Origin of the sequence: Actinoplanes sp. NPDC051861 (assembly GCF_040681145.1) — a bacterium.
Lineage (GTDB): Bacteria > Actinomycetota > Actinomycetes > Mycobacteriales > Micromonosporaceae > Actinoplanes.
Genome location: NZ_JBFAYE010000001.1, coordinates 1,143,575 through 1,160,723 on the forward strand (window position 1 = coordinate 1,143,575; position 17,149 = coordinate 1,160,723).

The following is a 17,149-nucleotide window of genomic DNA, read 5'->3' on the forward strand; positions in this document are numbered from 1 at the left end:
CTCCATCATCGATCCCATGACATCGCGGGGGATCGAGTCGATGACGATCGGGGAGTTCGGGCGCAGGTCCGGGCTCTCGATCAAGGCGTTGCGGCTCTATGACGTGTCCGGCCTGCTGCCACCGGCCGAGGTGGACGCGGCCAGCAACTACCGGCGCTACACCTCGGACCAACTGGAGCGGGCCGGGCGGATCAGCCTGCTCCGCCGGCTCGGCATGCCGCTCGCCGTCATCACCGAGGTGCTGGCACTGCCCGATGCCGAGGCGGTGCGCCGGCTGGACCGCTGGTGGGCCACCGAGGAGGCGGCGGCCTCGGCCCGGCGCGAGAGCTACACCTGGTTGCGGACCCGGCTGGCGCACGGCGACGAGCCACCCCGGGTCTACGAGGTGGGGATCATGCTGCGGCCGGCCCGAAAGGTGGCGTGCATCCAGGCCGAGGTCGACCAGCAGGCTCTCGTCCCGGTGATGAGCGCGGCCGAGTGGGAGATCCGCCGGCATCTCGAGGAGCAGGGCGCGTCCACCACGGCCGAGCACTGGGTGCTCTATCCGAGTCCGGTCACACCGGACAACGAGGGATCCATCGAGGTCTGCGTGCCCTACGAGGGCTCGGTGGAGCCGGTCGAGCGGCTGACGCTGCGGATGGAGCCGGAGTGCCTGGTTGCCTACACGACGGTGGTCCGCGACGACTGCTTCTATCCGCGCATCACACAGGCCTACCAGGCCGTGTGGGAGCACGTGAGCGCGGCCGGCCAGTTCGTCACCGGCCCGCCCCGTGAGATCTATCTGGACTGGTGGGACCGCCTGCGCGGGACCGACCCGTTCGTCCATGTCGCCATACCAGTCGAAGGGTGAGACCGATGGATTACACACGACAGACCGCCTTCTCCGACCCGCGCCACCACCTGGCCCGGCTCCGGGAGCTGCCGGACGACGTGGCCGGGATCGCGGCGGTCACGCGCAACCTGGTGAGTCACTACAGGGCGTCGGGCATCGACTTCCCGCCGGCCCGGCTCGCCGAGATCGACAGCCGCTGGGTGGACCGGATGCTGGACGCGGACGCCGCCCGCTTCACCGTGCCGCTCGACGCCCCTCGGGCGCCCGAGCAGCGGATCGTCGGCTGCTGCCGCGACTTCACGCTGCTCACCGTCGCCGCGCTGCGGGCGAAAGGTGTCCCGGCGCGCAGCCGGGTCGGATTCGCCGACTACTTCGCTGAGGACTTCCATGTCGATCACGTCGTCGTGGAGCACCACGACGGGAGCCGCTGGATCGCCATGGACTCCCAGCTGGACCCGGCCGGCGACCACGCGGTCGACGTCACCGACGTGACGCTCGGCCCCGGCGGCCTGCGCACCGCGGCGCAGTCCTGGGTCGCCGTCCGCCGCGGCGACGAGGACCCGGGAACGTTCGGCGTCGGGCCGGGCCACCCGATCGGCGGCTCCCGGATGATCGCTGAATACGTCGTGGTGGAGCTGGCCCACCGCATGGGCGACGAGCTGCTCCTCTGGGACCTCTGGGGAGTCTCCGCGGAAACGGTCGCCCACCTCGGCGGGCGCCAGGTCGACGAGGCCTGGGACGACCTGCCGCCGCTGCAGCCGGAGGAGCTGGCCCTCATCGACGAGATCGCCGATCTGCTCCTGTCGGCCGACGCGGGGGACCGGGCCGCCGAGACCAAACTTGCCGAGCGCTATGCCGAGGATCCGCGCCTGCACCCCGGCGACGTCGTCACCTGTCTCTCGCCGCGAGGCGTCGGTTTCCAGGTGGACCTGCGCCGGCGCACCTCGACGATGGGCTGAGTCGTGTCAGCGCACCAGCAGGCCGACCAGTCGGTCCAGCTCGGCGTCGGGGTCCGCGGCCAGGCCCATGTGGACCGGGCCGGCTCGCAGCACCGTGCTTCGCGGGGCCACCAGCCAGCGGAATCGTTCGCCCAGCTTCATGCCCTCGGAGGCGCCGCCGCCCGTGCAGGTCCGGTCCCAGGAGTCCAGGGCGGTCCGGATCGCCTCGACGTCGGCGGCCGGGTCCAGAGCCCGTAAGCGGTCCTCGTCGAGGTGCGTGCGGGCGGAGAGGAAGTCGTGCCGCTGGCAATACAGCAGCACGCCCACGTTGATCAGCTCGCCGCGCTCGATCCGGGGGACGGCCTGGATGATGGCGTACTCGTAAGGGACCATCACGGCAACCACGCTTCCGGCCGGGCCGCGCGCTGCGACAGGTGATCCAGGTATGCGTCCCGGTCACCCTCGTCGAGCCACTCGTCGGGGACGAGTGCGAGCACCTCAGCGAGCAGATCGGGGGTGATCCGCTCCGCAAGGGCGGGGCCTTCCGTGGAGAGCGCCGTGGCGTAGGGCTTCAACACGTGATCGTCCCAGCGGTATGCGCGATGCACGACGTTCGCGGCACGGGCCCAGTTGTGGTGGAAGTACAGGGTCGCGCCGTGATCGATCAGCCAGAGGCCGCCGTGCCACATGAGCAGGTTCGGGTTGCGCCAGCTGCGGTCGACGTTCTCGACGAACGCGTCGAACGCCACGACGCGGCTGGCCAGCTTCGCGTCGACCGGGTGGGCGTTCGGGTCGTACCCGAGCGCCCCCGGCAGAAAGTCCATGCCCAGGTTGCCGCCGGCGCTGGCCTTGATCAGCTCCTGAACCTCCTCGTCCGGCTCGGCCCGCGCCACCACCGGGTCGAGCTCCACACGCGTCAGTTCCGGCACCGGCAACGCAAGCCGCCTGGCCAGCTCCCCGGCGATCACCTCGGCGACGAGAGCGCGGGTCCCCTGCCCGGCGCCGCGAAACTTCACCACATAGGTGCCGAGGTCATCCGCCTCCACAACACCCGGCAGCGACCCACCTTCCCGAAGCGGCGTGACATACCGAATAGCCGTGACCTGACGAAGCACGCCGCCCACCCTACGACCGCCCAGCGCACCGGCCTCGCCCACCCCGCGCACCCGCCCCGCGCACCCGCCCCGCGCACCCGCCCCGCGCACCCGCCCCGCGCGCCTGCCCCGCGCGCCCGCCCCGCGCACCCACCCCGTGCGCCCACCCCGTGCGCCCACCCCGTGCACCCACCCCGTGCACCCACCCCGCGCACCCACCCGGCTTGCGCTCCCGGCTTGTGCCCTATGCCGCCCACCCCGCTGTGCCTTGCGCTCCTGCCCCGCGCATTGCCCTGTGCCGTCCCTCTGCGCCCGCTCAGCGCTCACCACTCCTCGCCTGTCCCGTTTCCGGCTCGCCAGGCACGACGGGTGCGGGCACGCCGCCGCCATGCCGCCACGCCGCCGTCTTCGCGCCGTGCCACTCACCCGCGCCGTGCCACTCGCTCGCGCCGTGCCACTCGCTCGCGCCGTGCCACTCGCTCGCGCCGTGCCGGCCACTCGCTCGCGCCGTGCCGGCCGCTCGCGCCGTGCCGTGCCGGCCACTCGCGCCGCGCCGTGCCGGACGCCCGCGCCGCGCCGTGCCGGCCGCCCGCGCCGTGTCGATTGCCTGCGCCGCGCCGTGCCGGTCGGCTGTGCCGCGCCCTGCCGGTCGGCTGTGCAGGCCGCCGTGGCCGCGCCGATTGCCTGCGCCGCGCTGTTCGCCCGCGACGTCCGCAGCGCATCGCGCTGCGTTGCCCGCACGCTGCGCTGTCCGGGGGAGTTCGCTTGTGGTGAACGGGTGTGGCGGGTGGGGCGCAACGGTGTAAGTATGTAAGCACGTAATTTGGCGGGAGGTTGGTATGCGGATTCGAGTTGGGGCGCCTGGGGGAAGGGCTGAGCCGCCTAGTGCTGAGGATGCTCAGGCCTGGGTTACGGGGGCTGTGCCTGATGGGTGGTTTGTTGAGCCGCCGGAGGTTGTGGTTGATCGGGACGAGATCATTGTTTGGGGGCGGTTGGCTCGGCCTGAGTTGGCGGCGGAGGCCAGTGAGGCGGACAACGCGGCTGGGCAGGCGGGGCGGATCGCGCAGTTTCGGGAGGACACTCGGGATGCTCGGATCCGGGTAGCGCGGTCGGTTGAGCATCGTTATCAGCGCAAGGTTGCGTGGGGGATTCGGTGTGGGGACACGTCGGAGCTGTTCACGCATCTGTCGGCGCCGGTGATGACTCGGTTGCGCCAGCCGGAGCGGCAGGTGCTCGACACGTTGGTGGACGCGGGAGTGGCGCGGTCGCGGTCTGAGGCGCTTGCCTGGTGCGTCAAGCTGGTCGGCAGCCACACCGAGGACTGGTTGGGCGAGCTGCGCAGTGCCATGACGCGGGTTGACGAGCTGCGCCGGCAAGGGCCCAACGCCTGACGGGCTGCGCAGTCAGGGTGGCGCTGCGGTGGTGGGAGCGCCTGACGGGCTGCACGGTCAGGGGTGGCTCCCGCAGTGGTGGTGGCGCGCCTGGCGGCTGCACGGTCAGGCGTGGCTCCCGCAGTGGTGGTGGCGCGCCTGACGGGCTGCGCGGTCAGGGGTGGCTCACGCGGTGGTGGGGGCGCCTGACGGGCTGCACGGTCAGGGGTGGCTCCCGCAGTGGTGGTGGCGCGCCTGACGGGCTGCGCGGTCAGGGGTGGCTCACGCGGTGCTGGGCGGGCTGCGGGGTTGCGGTTGGGGGAGTGCTTTTTTCGTACGCTAATAGGGGTTTCCTGTTCCTGGGAGGTGGCCTCGCAGCAGGCCGCCTAAGCGTCCCGGCATCGCGGAATTGTCGGACATGGGTGGGCTTGTGGTGTGTGCGCGGGCGGCCAGGCCTGCGACCAGCTCGCGTAGGGCGGAGACGGCGTCTGTTCGCGGGTGCCAGCCCAGTTCGGAGGCGGCTCGGTCGCAGCTCATCAGGGGGGCCTTCAGGGCCAGGCGGACCCAGCCGCGGTCTACCGGTTGGAGGCGTAGGAGCCAGGTCAGGGCGGCGGCGCCCTCCAGGGCGAATCCTGGGACCGGGAGTGGCAGGCCGCGGAAGGTGTGGGACAGGGTGTGGGGGTCGAGTACCGGGGTGGCGGCGAGGTTGAAGGCGCCTCGGACGTCGGCGCGGAGGGTGCGGAGGTAGGCGTCGGCTACGTCGTCGGCGTGGACCGCCTGCAGGCGCAGGCCGGGGTGGGACGGCAGCAGCGGGATCCAGCCGAAGCGGAGCAGGCGGGCGGGTAGCAGGGGGCCGGCGAAGTAGCGGCCGATCTCGGTGCCGGCGTCGCGCTGGAGGATCAGGCCGGGGCGGACGCGGACCACTCGCAGGGTGGGGTGGTCGGCCTCGATCTCGTCGAGCATGCGTTCGACCAGGGCTTTGTGGCGGCTGTAGGAGGACTCGGGTATGCCGGTGCGCAGCCATGTCTCCTTGACGAACGCCCACTTCGGGCCGGGGGCGTAGACGCCTACCGAGGAGGCGTGTACGAGGGTGGGCACCCCGGCGCGCAGGGCGGCGCGGAAGACGGCTCGGCTGCCGAGGACGTTGGTCCGGTAGAGCCGGCGGGTGTCGTGGCTGGGCTGGATCTGCCAGGCCAGGTTGACTACGGCGCCGGCGCCTGTGCAGATGCGGGTGAGCTGCTCGGCGGCGTCGTCGGCGCCGATGTCGAGCGAGTGCCACTCCATGTCGGCGTAGGGGTCGCTCGGGTCGGCGTGAGGGGCGCTCGGGTCGGGGTGGCGGCGGGAGATGCCGACGGGTTCGATGTCGGGTTCGGTGCGTAGCCGGCGCAGCAGAGCGGTGCCCGCGTTGCCGCCTGCTCCGACGATCACTAGGCGCATGGTTGTTCGCTACCCGGGGGCGGGCGGTTGAATCGTTTGGCGGGGTGGTTTCTGCGGGGCCCTTTCGGCTGGTGGCCGGGCGTTCGCATTCCGCACGAGTTGAAACGGTGCTTTCGGCTTTTGGAGGGGCGTGCCTTCGGGGCGTCGGGACGGCCGCGTCCCGTCTTTTCCTTCGCGGGGGTGGCTGGCAAATCCGGGTGCTGTGGATTTTCGGGTCGCTCGGCGTTTTCAGGGGCGCTGGTTGCCGGGTGTGCGGGGGTGGTCCGGCCGATCCCGCCGTTCCTTCTTCCTGGGCGCGAACTGGGCGTGGAGTGGGGCGCGAACCGGCGTGGAGTGGGGCGCGAACTGGGCTCGAACTCGGGCGCGGAGTGGGGCGGAGTGGGCCCGGAGTGGGGCGATGCGGACTGGGCGTGAACCGGTGCTCGAACTGGACGCGAAACGGCGCCGCCGGGTGATCCCGGCAGCGCCGTCACAGTGCGGTCGTCACAGCGTGCTCGGCACAGCGTGCTCGTCACGGTGTGCGCGTTCACCTATCGCTTGGCGTGGTACGCCTCCACGACGTGGCTCGGGATGCGGCCCCGCTCGGAGACGTTGTGCCCGTTCTTGTTGGCCCACTCGCGGATCGCCTGGTTCTGGTCGCGGCTCGACCGGCTCGTGGCGGCCGGAGCGGTGCGCCGGGCGGGAGTGGGCACGCTGCCGTTGCGGCCCAGCCGGGTGGCGGCGGAGAGGAACGGTTCCAGGGCCTTGCGCAGCTTGCCGGCGTTCTTCTCGGACAGATCGATGGTGTAGTTGACGCCGTCAAGCCCGAATTCGACGGTGCGGTCGGCTTCGCCGCCATCGAGGTCGTCGGTGAGAAGGGTAATTATCTGCTTGGCCATGTGTGTCGCTCCTACAGCGATGTCATTCGGGCGTCAGTTGCCCCGTGCGGATTCTCGGCCGCGAATGGTCGTAGTCACATTCATTCTGTCGCGCCCGTGGTATCCAGTGCAAATTGCCGCTTCTGGCATGTCGCAATTACTGAGCGCCATCGTGGCCCTCACCAGGAAGCCGGTGCAGACCTTTTCGGGCTCGTGAATGTGCGGTAACGTCGCGTTGGGGGAGCGCTCCCAATCCTCGGGGGAGGGTCGTTGAGACGCGCCATCAGCACTCTTGTCCTGGCCGCGCTGGTCGCATTCGCTGTCGCTACGGCGATCGTGGCCGCCCGGCCCACGTCGGCTGACTGGGGGACGGATCCGTCGTCCACCCGTCACACGTGAGTCAGACGGCCACCGGGTGGGCGCCGCGCATCCAGGCGAGAACCTCCGTGGGGCCCAGCGGACTGGAGAACAGGAACCCCTGACCCAGCGGGCACCCCATCTGGACGAGCAGCTCCCGGTGCGTCGTACTCTCGATGCCTTCCGCAACGACCGTCAAACCCAGCGACTGCGCCAGGCTCACGATCCCGCTGACCAGGGCCAACGGCTGCTGACTGGTCGTCATGTCGTCGATGAACGTCTTGTCGATCTTCACGACGTCGATCGGGCGCTGGCGTAGGTAGCCGAGCGACGAGTACCCCGTACCGAAGTCGTCGATCGCTATGCGGATGCCCATGTCGCGCAGGGTGGCCAGGTCGGCCCAGATGCGTTCGTCGTCCTTGACCAGCATGGTTTCGGTGATCTCCAGCATCAGGGACCGAGGTGGGACGCCGGCGTGCTGGAGGGCGGCGCGTACCTGGTCGACGAAGCCGGCCTCGCGGACCTGGCGTACGGAGACGTTGACGCTCATGTAGGGCGCCTGGGACGGCGTGAGGATGCGGCGCCACTCGGCGACCGTGCGCAGGGCCTCCTCGAGGACCCACCGGCCCATCGGGACGATCAGGCCGCTCTCCTCGGCTACCTCGATGAACTGGTCCGGCGTGATGATGCCCTGGCGCGGGTGGTGCCAGCGGACCAGCGCCTCGAAGCCGACCGCCGCGCCGGCCGCCATGTCCATGATCGGCTGGTAGTGGAGCAGGAAGTGGCCCTCGTTGACGGCGTGGTCGAGGGCGGAGCGCAGTTCCAGGCGGGCGACCATCGAGTCGTGCAGGTGCTTCTGGTAGCGGCGCCACTGGTTCTTGCCGGCGCCCTTGGCGACGTACAGGGCCAGGTCGGCCTGGCGGAGCAGCTCGTCGGCGTCGTTGGCCTCGGGGGTCGTGGTGATGCCGATGCTAGCCGCGGCGTACAGGGGTTTGGCGTCGGTGTGGATGGGTGCGGCGAGGGCGGCGAAGATGCGGTTGGCGGTCTCCTCGACGGCGCCGGGGTCGTTGACGTTCTCCACCAGGGCGGCGAACTCGTCGCCGCCGAGACGGGCGGCGGTGTCGTCGGCCCGTAGCGCGCCGGCGATCCGCTCAGCGACCGCGATCAGCAGCTGGTCGCCGATGGCGTGGCCGAGGGTGTCGTTGACGATCTTGAAGTCGTCGAGGTCGATGAAGAGCACGCCGACCACAGAGCCGTCGCGGGCACTGCGAGCGAGGGCGTGCCGGAGGCGGTCGTTGAACAGGACGCGGTTGGCCAGGCCGGTCATCGAGTCGTGGAACGCCTGGTGGATCAGCTCGCGTTCGAGGCGGCGCGGTTCGGTCACGTCGCGCATGGTGATGACCAGGCCGGCCACTGTCGGTTCGTGGCGCAGGTCGCTGCAGTGGAGTTCGAGGAGCACCTCGTTGCGCCCGTTGCCCTGTGCCCGGAAGTCGAGCTGCTGCTGCAACTGTTCGCCGCCGCGTACGGCGATGAGCACCTCGGCCAGCCGGGTCCGCTCGTCGGGGTGGATCACCTCGGGCAGCAGGGCGCCGGTCGGGTCGCCGCCGAGGACGCCGAGTGCGGACGGGCTCGCGTACCGGATCCGGTCGGCGTCGTCGATGATCAGGATGACGTCGGCGGTGTTCTGGATGAGCGTGCGGAAGTAGGTCTCGCTGTTGCGCCGGGCCACCTCGTGACCGAGGGCGATCCGTTCCAGGGCCAGCGCGACCTGGCCGGCCAGTACCTCCACCGAGCGCTGCAGCTCCAGCAGGGCCCAGGTGGGTGCGCCGACGTGCAGGACGCCGACCAGGGGGTCGCCGGCCGGGCGGTCCTTGAGGACCATCGGGCAGCGCAGTGTCCTGGTGAACTGGGTGAGGCGTACGGCGACAGCCCAGTCCACATCCCGGGTGGTGACCAGCCGAGCGGCGGTGCCGGTCGCCCGGTCGACGGCGGCCTGCGCGGCGGCCTCGGGCGACTGCGGCTCGACCTGTGCGATGGCGATCGCCAGCACCACCCCGTGCGGCACGTCGCCGGGGAGAAGTTGGGCCACCGCGGTACGGACAGCGAGCCCAACACCCTCGGTGTCGACGGCCGAGACCAGTGCGGCCGAGGCCTCCCGGAGCGCCTTCTCCCGCGCCATCGCCTGCCGGTGACTCGTCATGATCCCGGCCATCCGGGCCAGGACCAGCAGCAGCATGAGGATGCTCAGCGCGGCCACCGTGGTCAGGCCGGCGACCTGGCCGTCCCGGAACATCTTCGCCACGAGTACGGTCGGCGCGACCAGGGCGGCCACGCCGAGCAGCGCGAGCCGTCCACGGCTGGTGTCGGCGGGCGGCACCTCGGACGGGCGGGTCAGCTCGGCCATCGAGGGGATCAGGGCGGCGAGTCCGGCGGCGGTGTAGAACGCCAGGTGACCAAGAACAGCGACATCGGGCCCGGTCACGTCGGCGACCAGCATCGCGAAGACACCGGCGCCCAGCCAGTGTCCGGGTGCGACGAGCCGGCCGGGCATCGTGGCGAGCCGGATCAGCAGGCCGAGGCAGAGCAGGTCGGCGAGCGGCATGGCGAGGCCCGTCCAGCCGTCGCCCGCCGAGCCGTCCATCCGCGGCCCGATCACGAACGTCCAGATCAGCAGCGCGACACCGGTGGTGACGACCAGCGCGTCGAAGAGGCCGGCCCAGTCGCGTACCGAGTTGGTGCGGCGGCGCACGAAACCGGCCAGCGCGACGGCCAGGACCGGGTAGGCGAGCAGCAGCAGCGCGGTGCCGGTCGGCTCCACCCAGGTCAGCCAGTTCGTGATCCAGGAGGGTGCGTCCGCGCCGGCGCCACCGATCGCGGACAGGGCGACGGCGGCGGTGAGCAGCCACCAGGGGCGTACGTCGTCGGGCCGGCTGCGCCGGATGCCGACGGCCATGACGACCACGGTCGAGGCGCCGGCCAGCAGCCGTAGCGGGATCTCGAGGTCGGGCTCCCAGGCCACGACCACGGCGAGCACCGCGATCCAGGCGCCGAAGAGGGCGGCGGGCCACCGAGTCGGCATCCTGCTCCTGCTCCCTCCCGAGGTACCCCGATGTCGGCCTGATCGGCCCGGGAGCCGTTGATCTGAGCGAAAGCGGCACAATCGGGTGGTGCCAATAGACTTCGTCCGCGCCCACACCACCCTCGCGCCGGTGCCGTTCGTCCCGGAGATCCTGCTGAGCCAGGCCGAGGAGCCGATCGCGCTGTGGGAGGCGACGGAGGCGCTCGGAGTACCGGGTTTTGGGAAGACACAGCCGCCGCCTTTCTGGGCGTTCGCGTGGGCCGGCGGGCAGGCTCTGGCCCGTCATCTTCTCGACGATCCCGACCTGGTGTCCGGGCGCAGCGTGCTCGATCTGGCCACCGGCTCCGGTCTGGTGGCGATCGCTGCGGCAAAGGCGGGTGCGGCACCGGTCATCGCCAACGACATCGACCCTTACTCGCTTGCCGCGGCCCAGGCCAATGCAAAAGCAAATAGGGTACGCGTGGACGCGCTCGAGGCTGACCTTCTCGAGTCCGACGACAAATACGGAGTCGTCCTCGCCGGCGACGTCTTCTACAGCCGTGAGATGGCGGCACGCGTCCTGCCGTTCCTGCGGCGCGCGGCCGGCCGGGGCTCACTGGTGCTGGTCGGCGACCCGGGGCGGGCCTACGCGCCGGAGGGCCTGATCGAGCGGGCCGTCTACGAGGTGCCGGTCAACGAGGAGCTGGAGGGCGTCCCGGTCCGGCGCACCACGGTCTGGCAGGTCACGGCCGGCCGCTGAGCAGATCGCGCAGAGCGTGACCGTCTCGTACGGTGAAGTCGGGCTCCGGCCAGTCGGCCGCATCCTCCGTCTTGTCGCGGCCGGACGGCATCAGGATCGCGGTGCCGATGTCCGCCCGGCGGGCGCAGAGGATGTCGCGGCGGCGGCTGTCACCGACGAACCAGCAGTTCGCGGGGGACACGCCGAGAGCGTCCGTGGCCGACCAGATCATCTGCGGGTTGGGTTTGCGCACGCCGGCCTCGTCGCTGTAGATCTGCGCGGCGAAGAGGCGACCGATGCCGGCCTTGGACAGGAAGTCACGATGGGCGGCGCCGCAGAGGGTGTTGCTGACGATCGCGAGGCGGATGCCGGCCCCGGTGAACGCGGTCAGGGCGTCGGCGATGCCGGGAGTCAGCGCCCAGCCGTCCCGCCACGCCCAGTCGTAGCTGAGGCGGGGGATCGCCCCGCGCACCCGGACCTGGGCCAGCGCGGGCCAGTCGGCGATCACGAAGCGCTCCCAGACGTCGGCCTGGGGCAGCTCGTCCGGCCAGTCCTCGTCCCGCCAGCGGGCGTAGGCGGCGGCACCCTCGATCAGTGAACGCTGGATCCGGCCGGGGGTGAGCGCGCCCTGGACCAGGTTGTAGAGGCGCAGGACAAGCTCGGGAGGATCGGCCCGGAACGGCGCGTCGGCGAGCACGCCGCCGAAATCCAGGAGGACGGCGTCGGGCTCCGACTTCTGTTCAGCGCTCTTCTGTTCGGTGTTCAACGCTGCCCCAGGGTCCACGCGCGCACGCCGCCGACGATGCCCGCGGTGTTCGGTACGACGACGACGTCGTCGCCCATCCGGGCCAGCTGTGCCGGAGTGATCAGCCGGGAGTTGCCGCCGCCCAGGTAGACGCGGTCCCAGAGGAAGACCGGGCGCAACCCCTCGATGACGTTGCGGACCCGGCGCGACCAGAGAGCGTCGCCGAGGCGGCGGCGTTCGTGCTCGCCGATGTACGTGTCGTAGGACATGCCCCAGCGGACCGGCGCCTGCGACATCTCCAGGTGCGGTGCGAGTTCACCGCCGTCGAAGAGCGCGCAGCCCAGACCGGTGCCGAGGGTCAGGACCAGTTCGCAGCCGGTGCCGGCGACGACTCCCGCGCCGTGCACCTCGGCGTCGTTGAGGACCAGAGTGGGCAGGCCGAACGCCTCGGCCAGCGCGGTCCGGGCGTCGAAGCCGTGCCATGCCTCGACCAGCTCGGGGTCGATCTTGGTGCGGGGGCCGCTGCGAGTGACGTAGTGCGGGGTGGCCACGACGACGCCGTGGCGGATCATCCCGGGCATGCCGACGGTGACGCGATCGGCGTTCGGCAACTGTTCACCGAGGTTCACCAGAGTCTTGACGAACAGGTCGGGTGGAAGCGGATACGGTGTCGGCACCCGGATCGGGTGCGCTCGCATGGTGCCGGCCTCATCGAGCACGGAGCCCTTGATGCCTCCGCCGCCGCAGTCGATCGTCAGGGTGAAAGCCACGCCGCCAGTCTGCATGTGGACCACCTCCCGGCACAGTAATTGTGCCGGGTGTCCCGTCATCGCGCGTTGGCGAGTCAGCCGGCTTCTTCCGCCCACACCCGCCAGTTGTCGAGAACTCCGTGCAGCGCGGGTGTCAGCCAACCGGGGGCGGAGCGGCGGAAAACGCCCGGATCCATCGAGCCGGCACCGGCGGGCAGGGCGCCGACCAGGTGCGGGACGAGCTCGCTGAGGTTGGCCCAGTGGACCAGCTCGGGCTCGGCGGGCCAGGCACCGAGGATGACCCGGGCCGGCACGCCACGCCGGTGCAGCGCCTCCAGGGTCAGCGCGGTGTGGTTGAGCGTGCCGAGGCCCGCGCGCGCGACCACGATCATGTTGGCGCCGAGGGTGGTGGCCAGGTCGGCGAAGGTCCACGCCTCGCCGGAGGGCCGTACGCCCATCGGGACGAGCAGACCGCCGGCACCCTCGACCAGGACCAGATCGTGCTTCTCGGCCTCCGCGCGGATGGCGTCGACGACCTCGAACAGGTCGAGCGGGGGCAGGTCGGCGACCTTGGCGGCGGCCAGGGGCGCGAGCGGCTCGGGGTACTCCGCGAGGGTTCGCACGGTCGCCGGGCCGGCCAGCCGGGTGATCACCTCGGCGTCGGTGGGCGCGCCGGTGGAGGTGCCGGTCTGGCCGGGTTTGATCACGGCGACGCGCAGACCGGCGGCCTGGGCGGAGGCGGCCATCGCGGCGGTGGCGATGGTCTTGCCGACCTCGGTGTCGGTGCCGGTCACCAGGACGATGCCGTGCCACTCGTGCGGGTCGGGCCGGGAGGGCGCCGGCTGCGTCGCGGCCTGCGCGGCGAGCTCGGTGTCGATCTCAGCAGCGAGGGCGTCCCCGTCGATGTCCGCGGGGGCGATCGGCGCCGCGGTGGGCTCGACCGGCTTCTCCAGCGGAGGCTCGGCGCCGGGCTCGGTGGGAGGCGCCGTGGCCTCAGCCCCGGCGCCGGCCACGGGCTCGGCGGCGGCTTGCGTCCCGGCAGGGGCCTGCGGCCCGGTGGCGGGCTGGCCCTCGGCGGCGCCGGGGGCGCTGGAGGGCTCGGCGGCGGTCTCCGGATCGCTGGAGGGCTCGGCGGCGGTCTCCGGATCGCTGGTGGGCGATGCGGTGGCGTCCGGATCGCTGGTGGGCGACGCGGTGGTCTCCGGATCGCTGGTGGGCGACGCGGTGGGAGCGCTGCCGCTTCCGCGGCCGAGCAGCGGGTCGGTGCCCGCGGCGGGGCGTGGGGGTGGGCCCAGGGGCAATCCGTGTCCTCGGCCACCGCCCTTCCTCGGGGGCGGAACCATCGAGATCCCGGCGTAGTAGGACACCTCAGGGGGGTCGGCGGTCATGGTGCGCACTCCACAATCACGTTCAAAGCTCTGGCGAAGTCCTCTTCCGGCACGCCCGCGTTCAGCGTCAGCCTCAGGCGCGAGCTGCCGTCCGGTGTCGACGGCGGGCGGAAGCAGCCGACCGCGACGCCGTGGTCGCGGCAGTCGGCGGCCCACGCCACGGCGGCCTCGGGGCCGGGCGCCGGGACGGAGAGCACGCCGGCGGCCGGGCGGCGGACCGGGAAGCCGGCCTCGCCGAGCCGGTCGGTCAGCGTGGTGCCTCGGCGGAACAGCAGGTCGCGCCGGTCGTCGGCGGCGCGGGCCACGTCGACGGCTGCGAGCACGCCGGCGACCACGGCGGGTGGCGGGGCGGTGTCGTAGATGAAGGTGCGGCCGGTGTCGACCAGGTGCGCCAGGAACGGCGCCGGGCCGGCGACCACGCCGCCCGCGCCGCCGAGCGACTTGGAGAGCGTGGCGGTGACGATCACATCGGGTCGGCCGCTCAGCCCGGCCGCGGCCACGCCGCCGGCGCCGGACGGCCCGAGCAGGCCGAGCGCGTGGGCGTCGTCGACGATCAGGAGCGCACCGTGTGCCGAGGTGACCCGGTGGAGAGCGGCGAGCGGGGCGAGGTCCCCGTCGACGGAGAAGACCGACTCGGTCACCACGGCGGCGCGGCCGGGGTGGGCGGCGAGGAGCGCTTCGACGGCGGCGGGGTCGTTGTGCGGGGCGACGGTCACCGGCAGCCCGGACATCTTGCAGCCGTCGATCAGCGAGGCGTGGTTGTAGGCGTCCGAGACGACCAGGTCGCAGACGGCGGCGACGCCGCGGAGAACGGCCAGGTTCGCCAGGTAGCCCGAGGAGAAGACCAGCGTGCCGGCGGTGCCGAGCCAGGCGGCCAGGGCGTCCTCGAGAGCGGCGTGCGCACCCGTGGATCCGCGGACCAGGCGGGAACCGGTGGCGCCCAACCCGTACCCCTCAAGCGCCTGGCGCGCCGCGGCAACCACCCGGGGATGACCGGCGAGGCCGAGGTAGTCGTTGCCGGCGAGATCGATGACGGTGTCGCCGGCCGCTCGCGGCCGCAACTGACGGGTGAGCCCCGCCTTGGCCCGGTCGCGGGCCAGGCGATCGAGCGCCTCCAACCAGTCCGTCAAGACACCCCCATAGATCACGAGAAAGGGAAACTATCACCCACCACTGACAGTCCGGCGCTGCCAGCGAGACGTGCAATGAATACCAGCAACGAATACCAGCAAGGAAACTCTGTAGGGTACGGGGATGCCGAAGATCCTCGACCGTGCCCGCACCCGGGTTCTCGACGAGGGAGCCGGACTGGACGAGGCCGACATCCTCGAGGTCCTGCGCCTGCCCGACGACGCCCTGCCGGAATTGTTGCAGCTCGCCCACGATGTGCGGATGAAGTGGTGCGGACCGGAGGTCGAGGTCGAGGGCATCGTCTCCCTCAAGACCGGTGGATGTCCCGAGGACTGCCACTTCTGCTCCCAATCAGGGTTGTTCGCCTCACCGGTGCGTGCCGTCTGGCTGGACATTCCCTCTCTGGTGGAGGCGGCCAGGCAGACCGCGGCCACCGGCGCGACCGAGTTCTGCATCGTGGCGGCGGTGCGCGGGCCGGACGCGCGGCTCATGGACCAGATGCGCGAGGGCGTCAAGGCGATCAGGGAAGCGGTCGACATCCAGGTCGCCGCGAGCCTCGGCATGCTCACCCAGGGCCAGGTCGACGAGCTGGTCGAGATGGGTGTGCACCGCTACAACCACAACCTGGAGACCTGCCGGTCGTATTTTCCGAACGTGGTGACCACGCACTCCTGGGAGGAGCGCTGGACCACGCTGAGGATGGTGCGCGAGTCGGGCATGGAGGTCTGCTGCGGCGGCATTCTGGGCCTGGGCGAGACCGTGGAGCAGCGCGCCGAGTTCGCCGCTCAGCTCGCCGAGCTGGATCCGCACGAGGTTCCGCTGAACTTCCTGAACCCGCGGCCGGGCACCCCGCTGGGCGACCGCCCGGTGGTGGAGGGCCGGGACGCATTGCGGGCCATCGCCGCCTTCCGGCTGGCGATGCCGAGGACCATCCTGAGGTACGCGGGGGGCCGCGAGATCACGCTGGGCGACCTGGGTACGCGTGACGGCCTCCTCGGCGGCATCAACGCGGTGATCGTCGGGAACTACCTGACGACGCTGGGCCGCCCGGCGACCGCCGACCTGGAGCTGCTCGCCGACCTGAAGATGCCGGTCAAGTCGCTCTCACAAACCTTCTGAGGTTCTGCTGATGTTCTGCGATCGGTGCGGCGACGAGACCGTGGGGCCCCATGAGGCCTGCGCGCGAGCGCGGGAGCTGGAGCCGCCACGGTTCTGCCCGCACTGCCGCCGGCGGATGAAGGTGCAGGTGGTCCCCACCGGCTGGAAAGCCGTGTGTGTGGAGCATGGGGAGACCCTGGGATGACGGCGGTGGTCACTGCCCCGAAGTCGCGGGCGTCTCGGCTGCCGTAGCCAGGGTCACGCTGACCTGCGCGCCGTCCCGTTCGAAACGGTCCGCCCCGAGCCGGCGCAGGGTCCGCAGCATCGCCACGTTGTCGGCGGCGACGTGCACGGTGAGCGCGGCGAGCCCGGAGCCCTCGGCATGCGCGTGCAGCCGCCGCATGAGCGCGGTGCCGAGGCCGCGCCGCTGCCAGCCGTCCTCGACCAGCACGGTCGCCTCGCCGAGGTCGCCCTCGACGAGCAGCGTCGCCATCGCGACCACGCGGGAGCCGGGTGCCACCGCCAGCAGGGTCACGCCGTTGGACGGCTCCAGCAGCCGGCGCAGCCGGGCCTCATCGGCCACCGCGCCTTCTCGGCGGGTGACTCCCCGGAAGCGGTGGCGCAGCGTCGCCGGCGAGCAGTCCTCGATCATCTCGCGGACCGCCGGGACGTCGTCCTGCACGGCGGGGCGCAGCACCAGCTCGGTGCCGTCCGGCAGCAGCATGCCGATCTGTTCCCGGTGCTGGCGCCGCGCCCGGTCCTGTCGCTGCAGCGTGGCGGCGACCTCGACCAGTGCCTGCGCCCTCGCATACTCCGCGGGGGTGAAGGCGGGTAGCGCCCGGAGCACCTCGTAGGAGCCGCCGGCCGGATCGGCCAGGACCATCCGGCCGCCGTGGAAGCCGGGGAGGTCGGTGGTGGCCTCCGGGCGCCAGCGCACGTCGGTGGCGTCGAGTAGTGCCGCCAGGGTTTCGGGCAGCACGGTCTCGGCCAGTGCGTCCGGCTCGTGCACGAGACGGCCGGCCAGCGCGAGCGCCCGGGTCGGCTGATCCACGAGCCCCTCGGCCTCGGCCCGGGCCACGAACGCGTCGCGGCCCCGGCCCTTGACGACCGCGGCCATCAGGTCGGCCTCGGTCATCGTGTCCGGCGCGTCGACGAGGAAGTCGTCGACCGCGCCCTCCTCGGTGGTGTGCACCTGGACGGCGAGGATGTTCACCGAACGCAGAGCCAGGCTCGCGGTCAGCACGGAAAGGTAACCGGGCCGGTCGTCGACCGTTGCCCTGACCCGCCACAACGCCATCTCGGGCACTCCCTTCTGTCCACCTCAAGAGTGACCCGCTGTTGTTAACCGGGCGTTGC

Annotated in this window: 16 protein-coding genes; 6 read left to right on the top strand and 10 right to left on the bottom strand. The window is 71.7% G+C overall.

Going from position 1 to position 17,149, the window contains the following annotated elements:
- Window positions 1-16: 16 nt before the first annotated feature.
- Together AB0M02_RS05590 and AB0M02_RS05595 are read left to right on the top strand one after the other, a co-directional pair.
- The gene (locus AB0M02_RS05590; protein ID WP_364221860.1) at window positions 17-850 is read left to right on the top strand and encodes a MerR family transcriptional regulator; all 834 of its coding nucleotides are present in this window, start codon (window positions 17-19) and stop codon (window positions 848-850) included.
- Between the two features lie 5 nt (window positions 851-855).
- Window positions 856-1,791 (top strand): transglutaminase domain-containing protein, encoded by a 936-nt coding sequence (locus AB0M02_RS05595; protein WP_364221863.1) that lies wholly within the window; start codon window positions 856-858, stop codon window positions 1,789-1,791.
- Window positions 1,792-1,797: 6 nt separating this feature from the next.
- On the opposite strand, the gene AB0M02_RS05600 is transcribed toward AB0M02_RS05595, so the two are convergent.
- Both AB0M02_RS05600 and AB0M02_RS05605 read right to left on the bottom strand, forming a co-directional pair.
- A complete protein-coding gene (locus AB0M02_RS05600) occupies window positions 1,798-2,163 on the bottom strand; it encodes a DUF3037 domain-containing protein (protein ID WP_364221866.1) in 366 nt (121 codons plus the stop codon).
- The gene (locus tag AB0M02_RS05605; protein ID WP_364221869.1) at window positions 2,163-2,885 is read right to left on the bottom strand and encodes a HipA family kinase; all 723 of its coding nucleotides are present in this window, start codon (window positions 2,883-2,885) and stop codon (window positions 2,163-2,165) included. The genes AB0M02_RS05600 and AB0M02_RS05605 overlap by 1 nt, the downstream gene beginning before the upstream one ends.
- Window positions 2,886-4,063: 1,178 nt before the next feature.
- Here AB0M02_RS05605 and AB0M02_RS05610 point away from each other — a divergent pair.
- Complete coding sequence (locus tag AB0M02_RS05610; protein WP_364221872.1) at window positions 4,064-4,255, top strand: hypothetical protein; 192 nt, start codon at window positions 4,064-4,066, stop codon at window positions 4,253-4,255.
- A 318-nt stretch (window positions 4,256-4,573) separates the two neighbouring features.
- Here the strand turns inward: AB0M02_RS05610 and AB0M02_RS05615 are convergent, their stop codons facing one another.
- Together AB0M02_RS05615 and AB0M02_RS05620 are read right to left on the bottom strand one after the other, a co-directional pair.
- Window positions 4,574-5,671, bottom strand: coding sequence for an NAD-dependent epimerase/dehydratase family protein (locus tag AB0M02_RS05615; RefSeq protein WP_364221875.1), 1,098 nt, complete (start codon window positions 5,669-5,671; stop codon window positions 4,574-4,576).
- 530 nt (window positions 5,672-6,201) lie between these two features.
- Entirely contained in the window at window positions 6,202-6,549 is a 348-nt protein-coding gene (locus AB0M02_RS05620; protein ID WP_364221878.1) for an Lsr2 family protein, read from the bottom strand.
- A gap of 249 nt (window positions 6,550-6,798) precedes the next feature.
- Between AB0M02_RS05620 and AB0M02_RS05625 the strand changes: the two genes are divergently transcribed.
- A complete protein-coding gene (locus tag AB0M02_RS05625; protein WP_364221881.1) occupies window positions 6,799-6,927 on the top strand; it encodes a hypothetical protein in 129 nt (42 codons plus the stop codon).
- A 1-nt stretch (window position 6,928) separates the two neighbouring features.
- Here the strand turns inward: AB0M02_RS05625 and AB0M02_RS05630 are convergent, their stop codons facing one another.
- Window positions 6,929-9,964: an EAL domain-containing protein gene (locus tag AB0M02_RS05630; RefSeq protein WP_364221884.1), complete on the bottom strand. Its 3,036-nt coding sequence runs from the start codon at window positions 9,962-9,964 to the stop codon at window positions 6,929-6,931.
- 88 nt (window positions 9,965-10,052) lie between these two features.
- Here AB0M02_RS05630 and AB0M02_RS05635 point away from each other — a divergent pair, with 88 nt between their 5' ends.
- Window positions 10,053-10,703, top strand: coding sequence for a 50S ribosomal protein L11 methyltransferase (locus AB0M02_RS05635; RefSeq protein ID WP_364221887.1), 651 nt, complete (start codon window positions 10,053-10,055; stop codon window positions 10,701-10,703).
- Here the strand turns inward: AB0M02_RS05635 and AB0M02_RS05640 are convergent.
- The 4 genes from AB0M02_RS05640 to AB0M02_RS05655 form a co-directional block, all read right to left on the bottom strand.
- The gene (locus AB0M02_RS05640; protein WP_364221890.1) at window positions 10,687-11,448 is read right to left on the bottom strand and encodes an HAD family hydrolase; all 762 of its coding nucleotides are present in this window, start codon (window positions 11,446-11,448) and stop codon (window positions 10,687-10,689) included. The two genes, AB0M02_RS05635 and AB0M02_RS05640, sit on opposite strands and share 17 nt — an antisense overlap.
- Window positions 11,445-12,197 carry an ROK family protein gene (locus AB0M02_RS05645; protein ID WP_364221893.1) on the bottom strand — a complete coding sequence of 251 codons (753 nt, stop codon included), beginning with the start codon at window positions 12,195-12,197 and terminating at the stop codon, window positions 11,445-11,447. The genes AB0M02_RS05640 and AB0M02_RS05645 overlap by 4 nt, the downstream gene beginning before the upstream one ends.
- A gap of 74 nt (window positions 12,198-12,271) precedes the next feature.
- Complete coding sequence (gene bioD / locus AB0M02_RS05650; protein WP_364222607.1) at window positions 12,272-12,979, bottom strand: dethiobiotin synthase; 708 nt, start codon at window positions 12,977-12,979, stop codon at window positions 12,272-12,274.
- A 581-nt stretch (window positions 12,980-13,560) separates the two neighbouring features.
- Window positions 13,561-14,694 (bottom strand): 8-amino-7-oxononanoate synthase, encoded by a 1,134-nt coding sequence (locus tag AB0M02_RS05655; RefSeq protein ID WP_364221896.1) that lies wholly within the window; start codon window positions 14,692-14,694, stop codon window positions 13,561-13,563.
- Between the two features lie 124 nt (window positions 14,695-14,818).
- Between AB0M02_RS05655 and bioB the strand changes: the two genes are divergently transcribed.
- Window positions 14,819-15,814: a biotin synthase BioB gene (gene bioB / locus AB0M02_RS05660; protein ID WP_364221899.1), complete on the top strand. Its 996-nt coding sequence runs from the start codon at window positions 14,819-14,821 to the stop codon at window positions 15,812-15,814.
- Between the two features lie 193 nt (window positions 15,815-16,007).
- Here the strand turns inward: bioB and AB0M02_RS05665 are convergent, their stop codons facing one another.
- Window positions 16,008-17,090, bottom strand: a complete 1,083-nt coding sequence (locus tag AB0M02_RS05665; protein WP_364221902.1) for a GNAT family N-acetyltransferase — start codon at window positions 17,088-17,090, stop codon at window positions 16,008-16,010.
- Window positions 17,091-17,149: the final 59 nt, after the last annotated feature.

Excerpts from the sequence above, each read along its gene's own strand:
- AB0M02_RS05610 (WP_364221872.1), top strand. The coding sequence starts at position 4,064 with ATGACTCGGTTGCGCCAGCCGGAGCGGCAGGTGCTCGACACGTTGGTG.
- AB0M02_RS05630 (WP_364221884.1), bottom strand. The coding sequence starts at position 9,964 with ATGCCGACTCGGTGGCCCGCCGCCCTCTTCGGCGCCTGGATCGCGGTG.
- AB0M02_RS05600 (WP_364221866.1), bottom strand. The coding sequence starts at position 2,163 with ATGGTCCCTTACGAGTACGCCATCATCCAGGCCGTCCCCCGGATCGAG.
- AB0M02_RS05615 (WP_364221875.1), bottom strand. The coding sequence starts at position 5,671 with ATGCGCCTAGTGATCGTCGGAGCAGGCGGCAACGCGGGCACCGCTCTG.
- AB0M02_RS05665 (WP_364221902.1), bottom strand. The coding sequence starts at position 17,090 with ATGGCGTTGTGGCGGGTCAGGGCAACGGTCGACGACCGGCCCGGTTAC.
- AB0M02_RS05620 (WP_364221878.1), bottom strand. The coding sequence starts at position 6,549 with ATGGCCAAGCAGATAATTACCCTTCTCACCGACGACCTCGATGGCGGC.
- AB0M02_RS05590 (WP_364221860.1), top strand. The coding sequence starts at position 17 with ATGACATCGCGGGGGATCGAGTCGATGACGATCGGGGAGTTCGGGCGC.
- bioB (WP_364221899.1), top strand. The coding sequence starts at position 14,819 with ATGCCGAAGATCCTCGACCGTGCCCGCACCCGGGTTCTCGACGAGGGA.
- AB0M02_RS05595 (WP_364221863.1), top strand. The coding sequence starts at position 856 with ATGGATTACACACGACAGACCGCCTTCTCCGACCCGCGCCACCACCTG.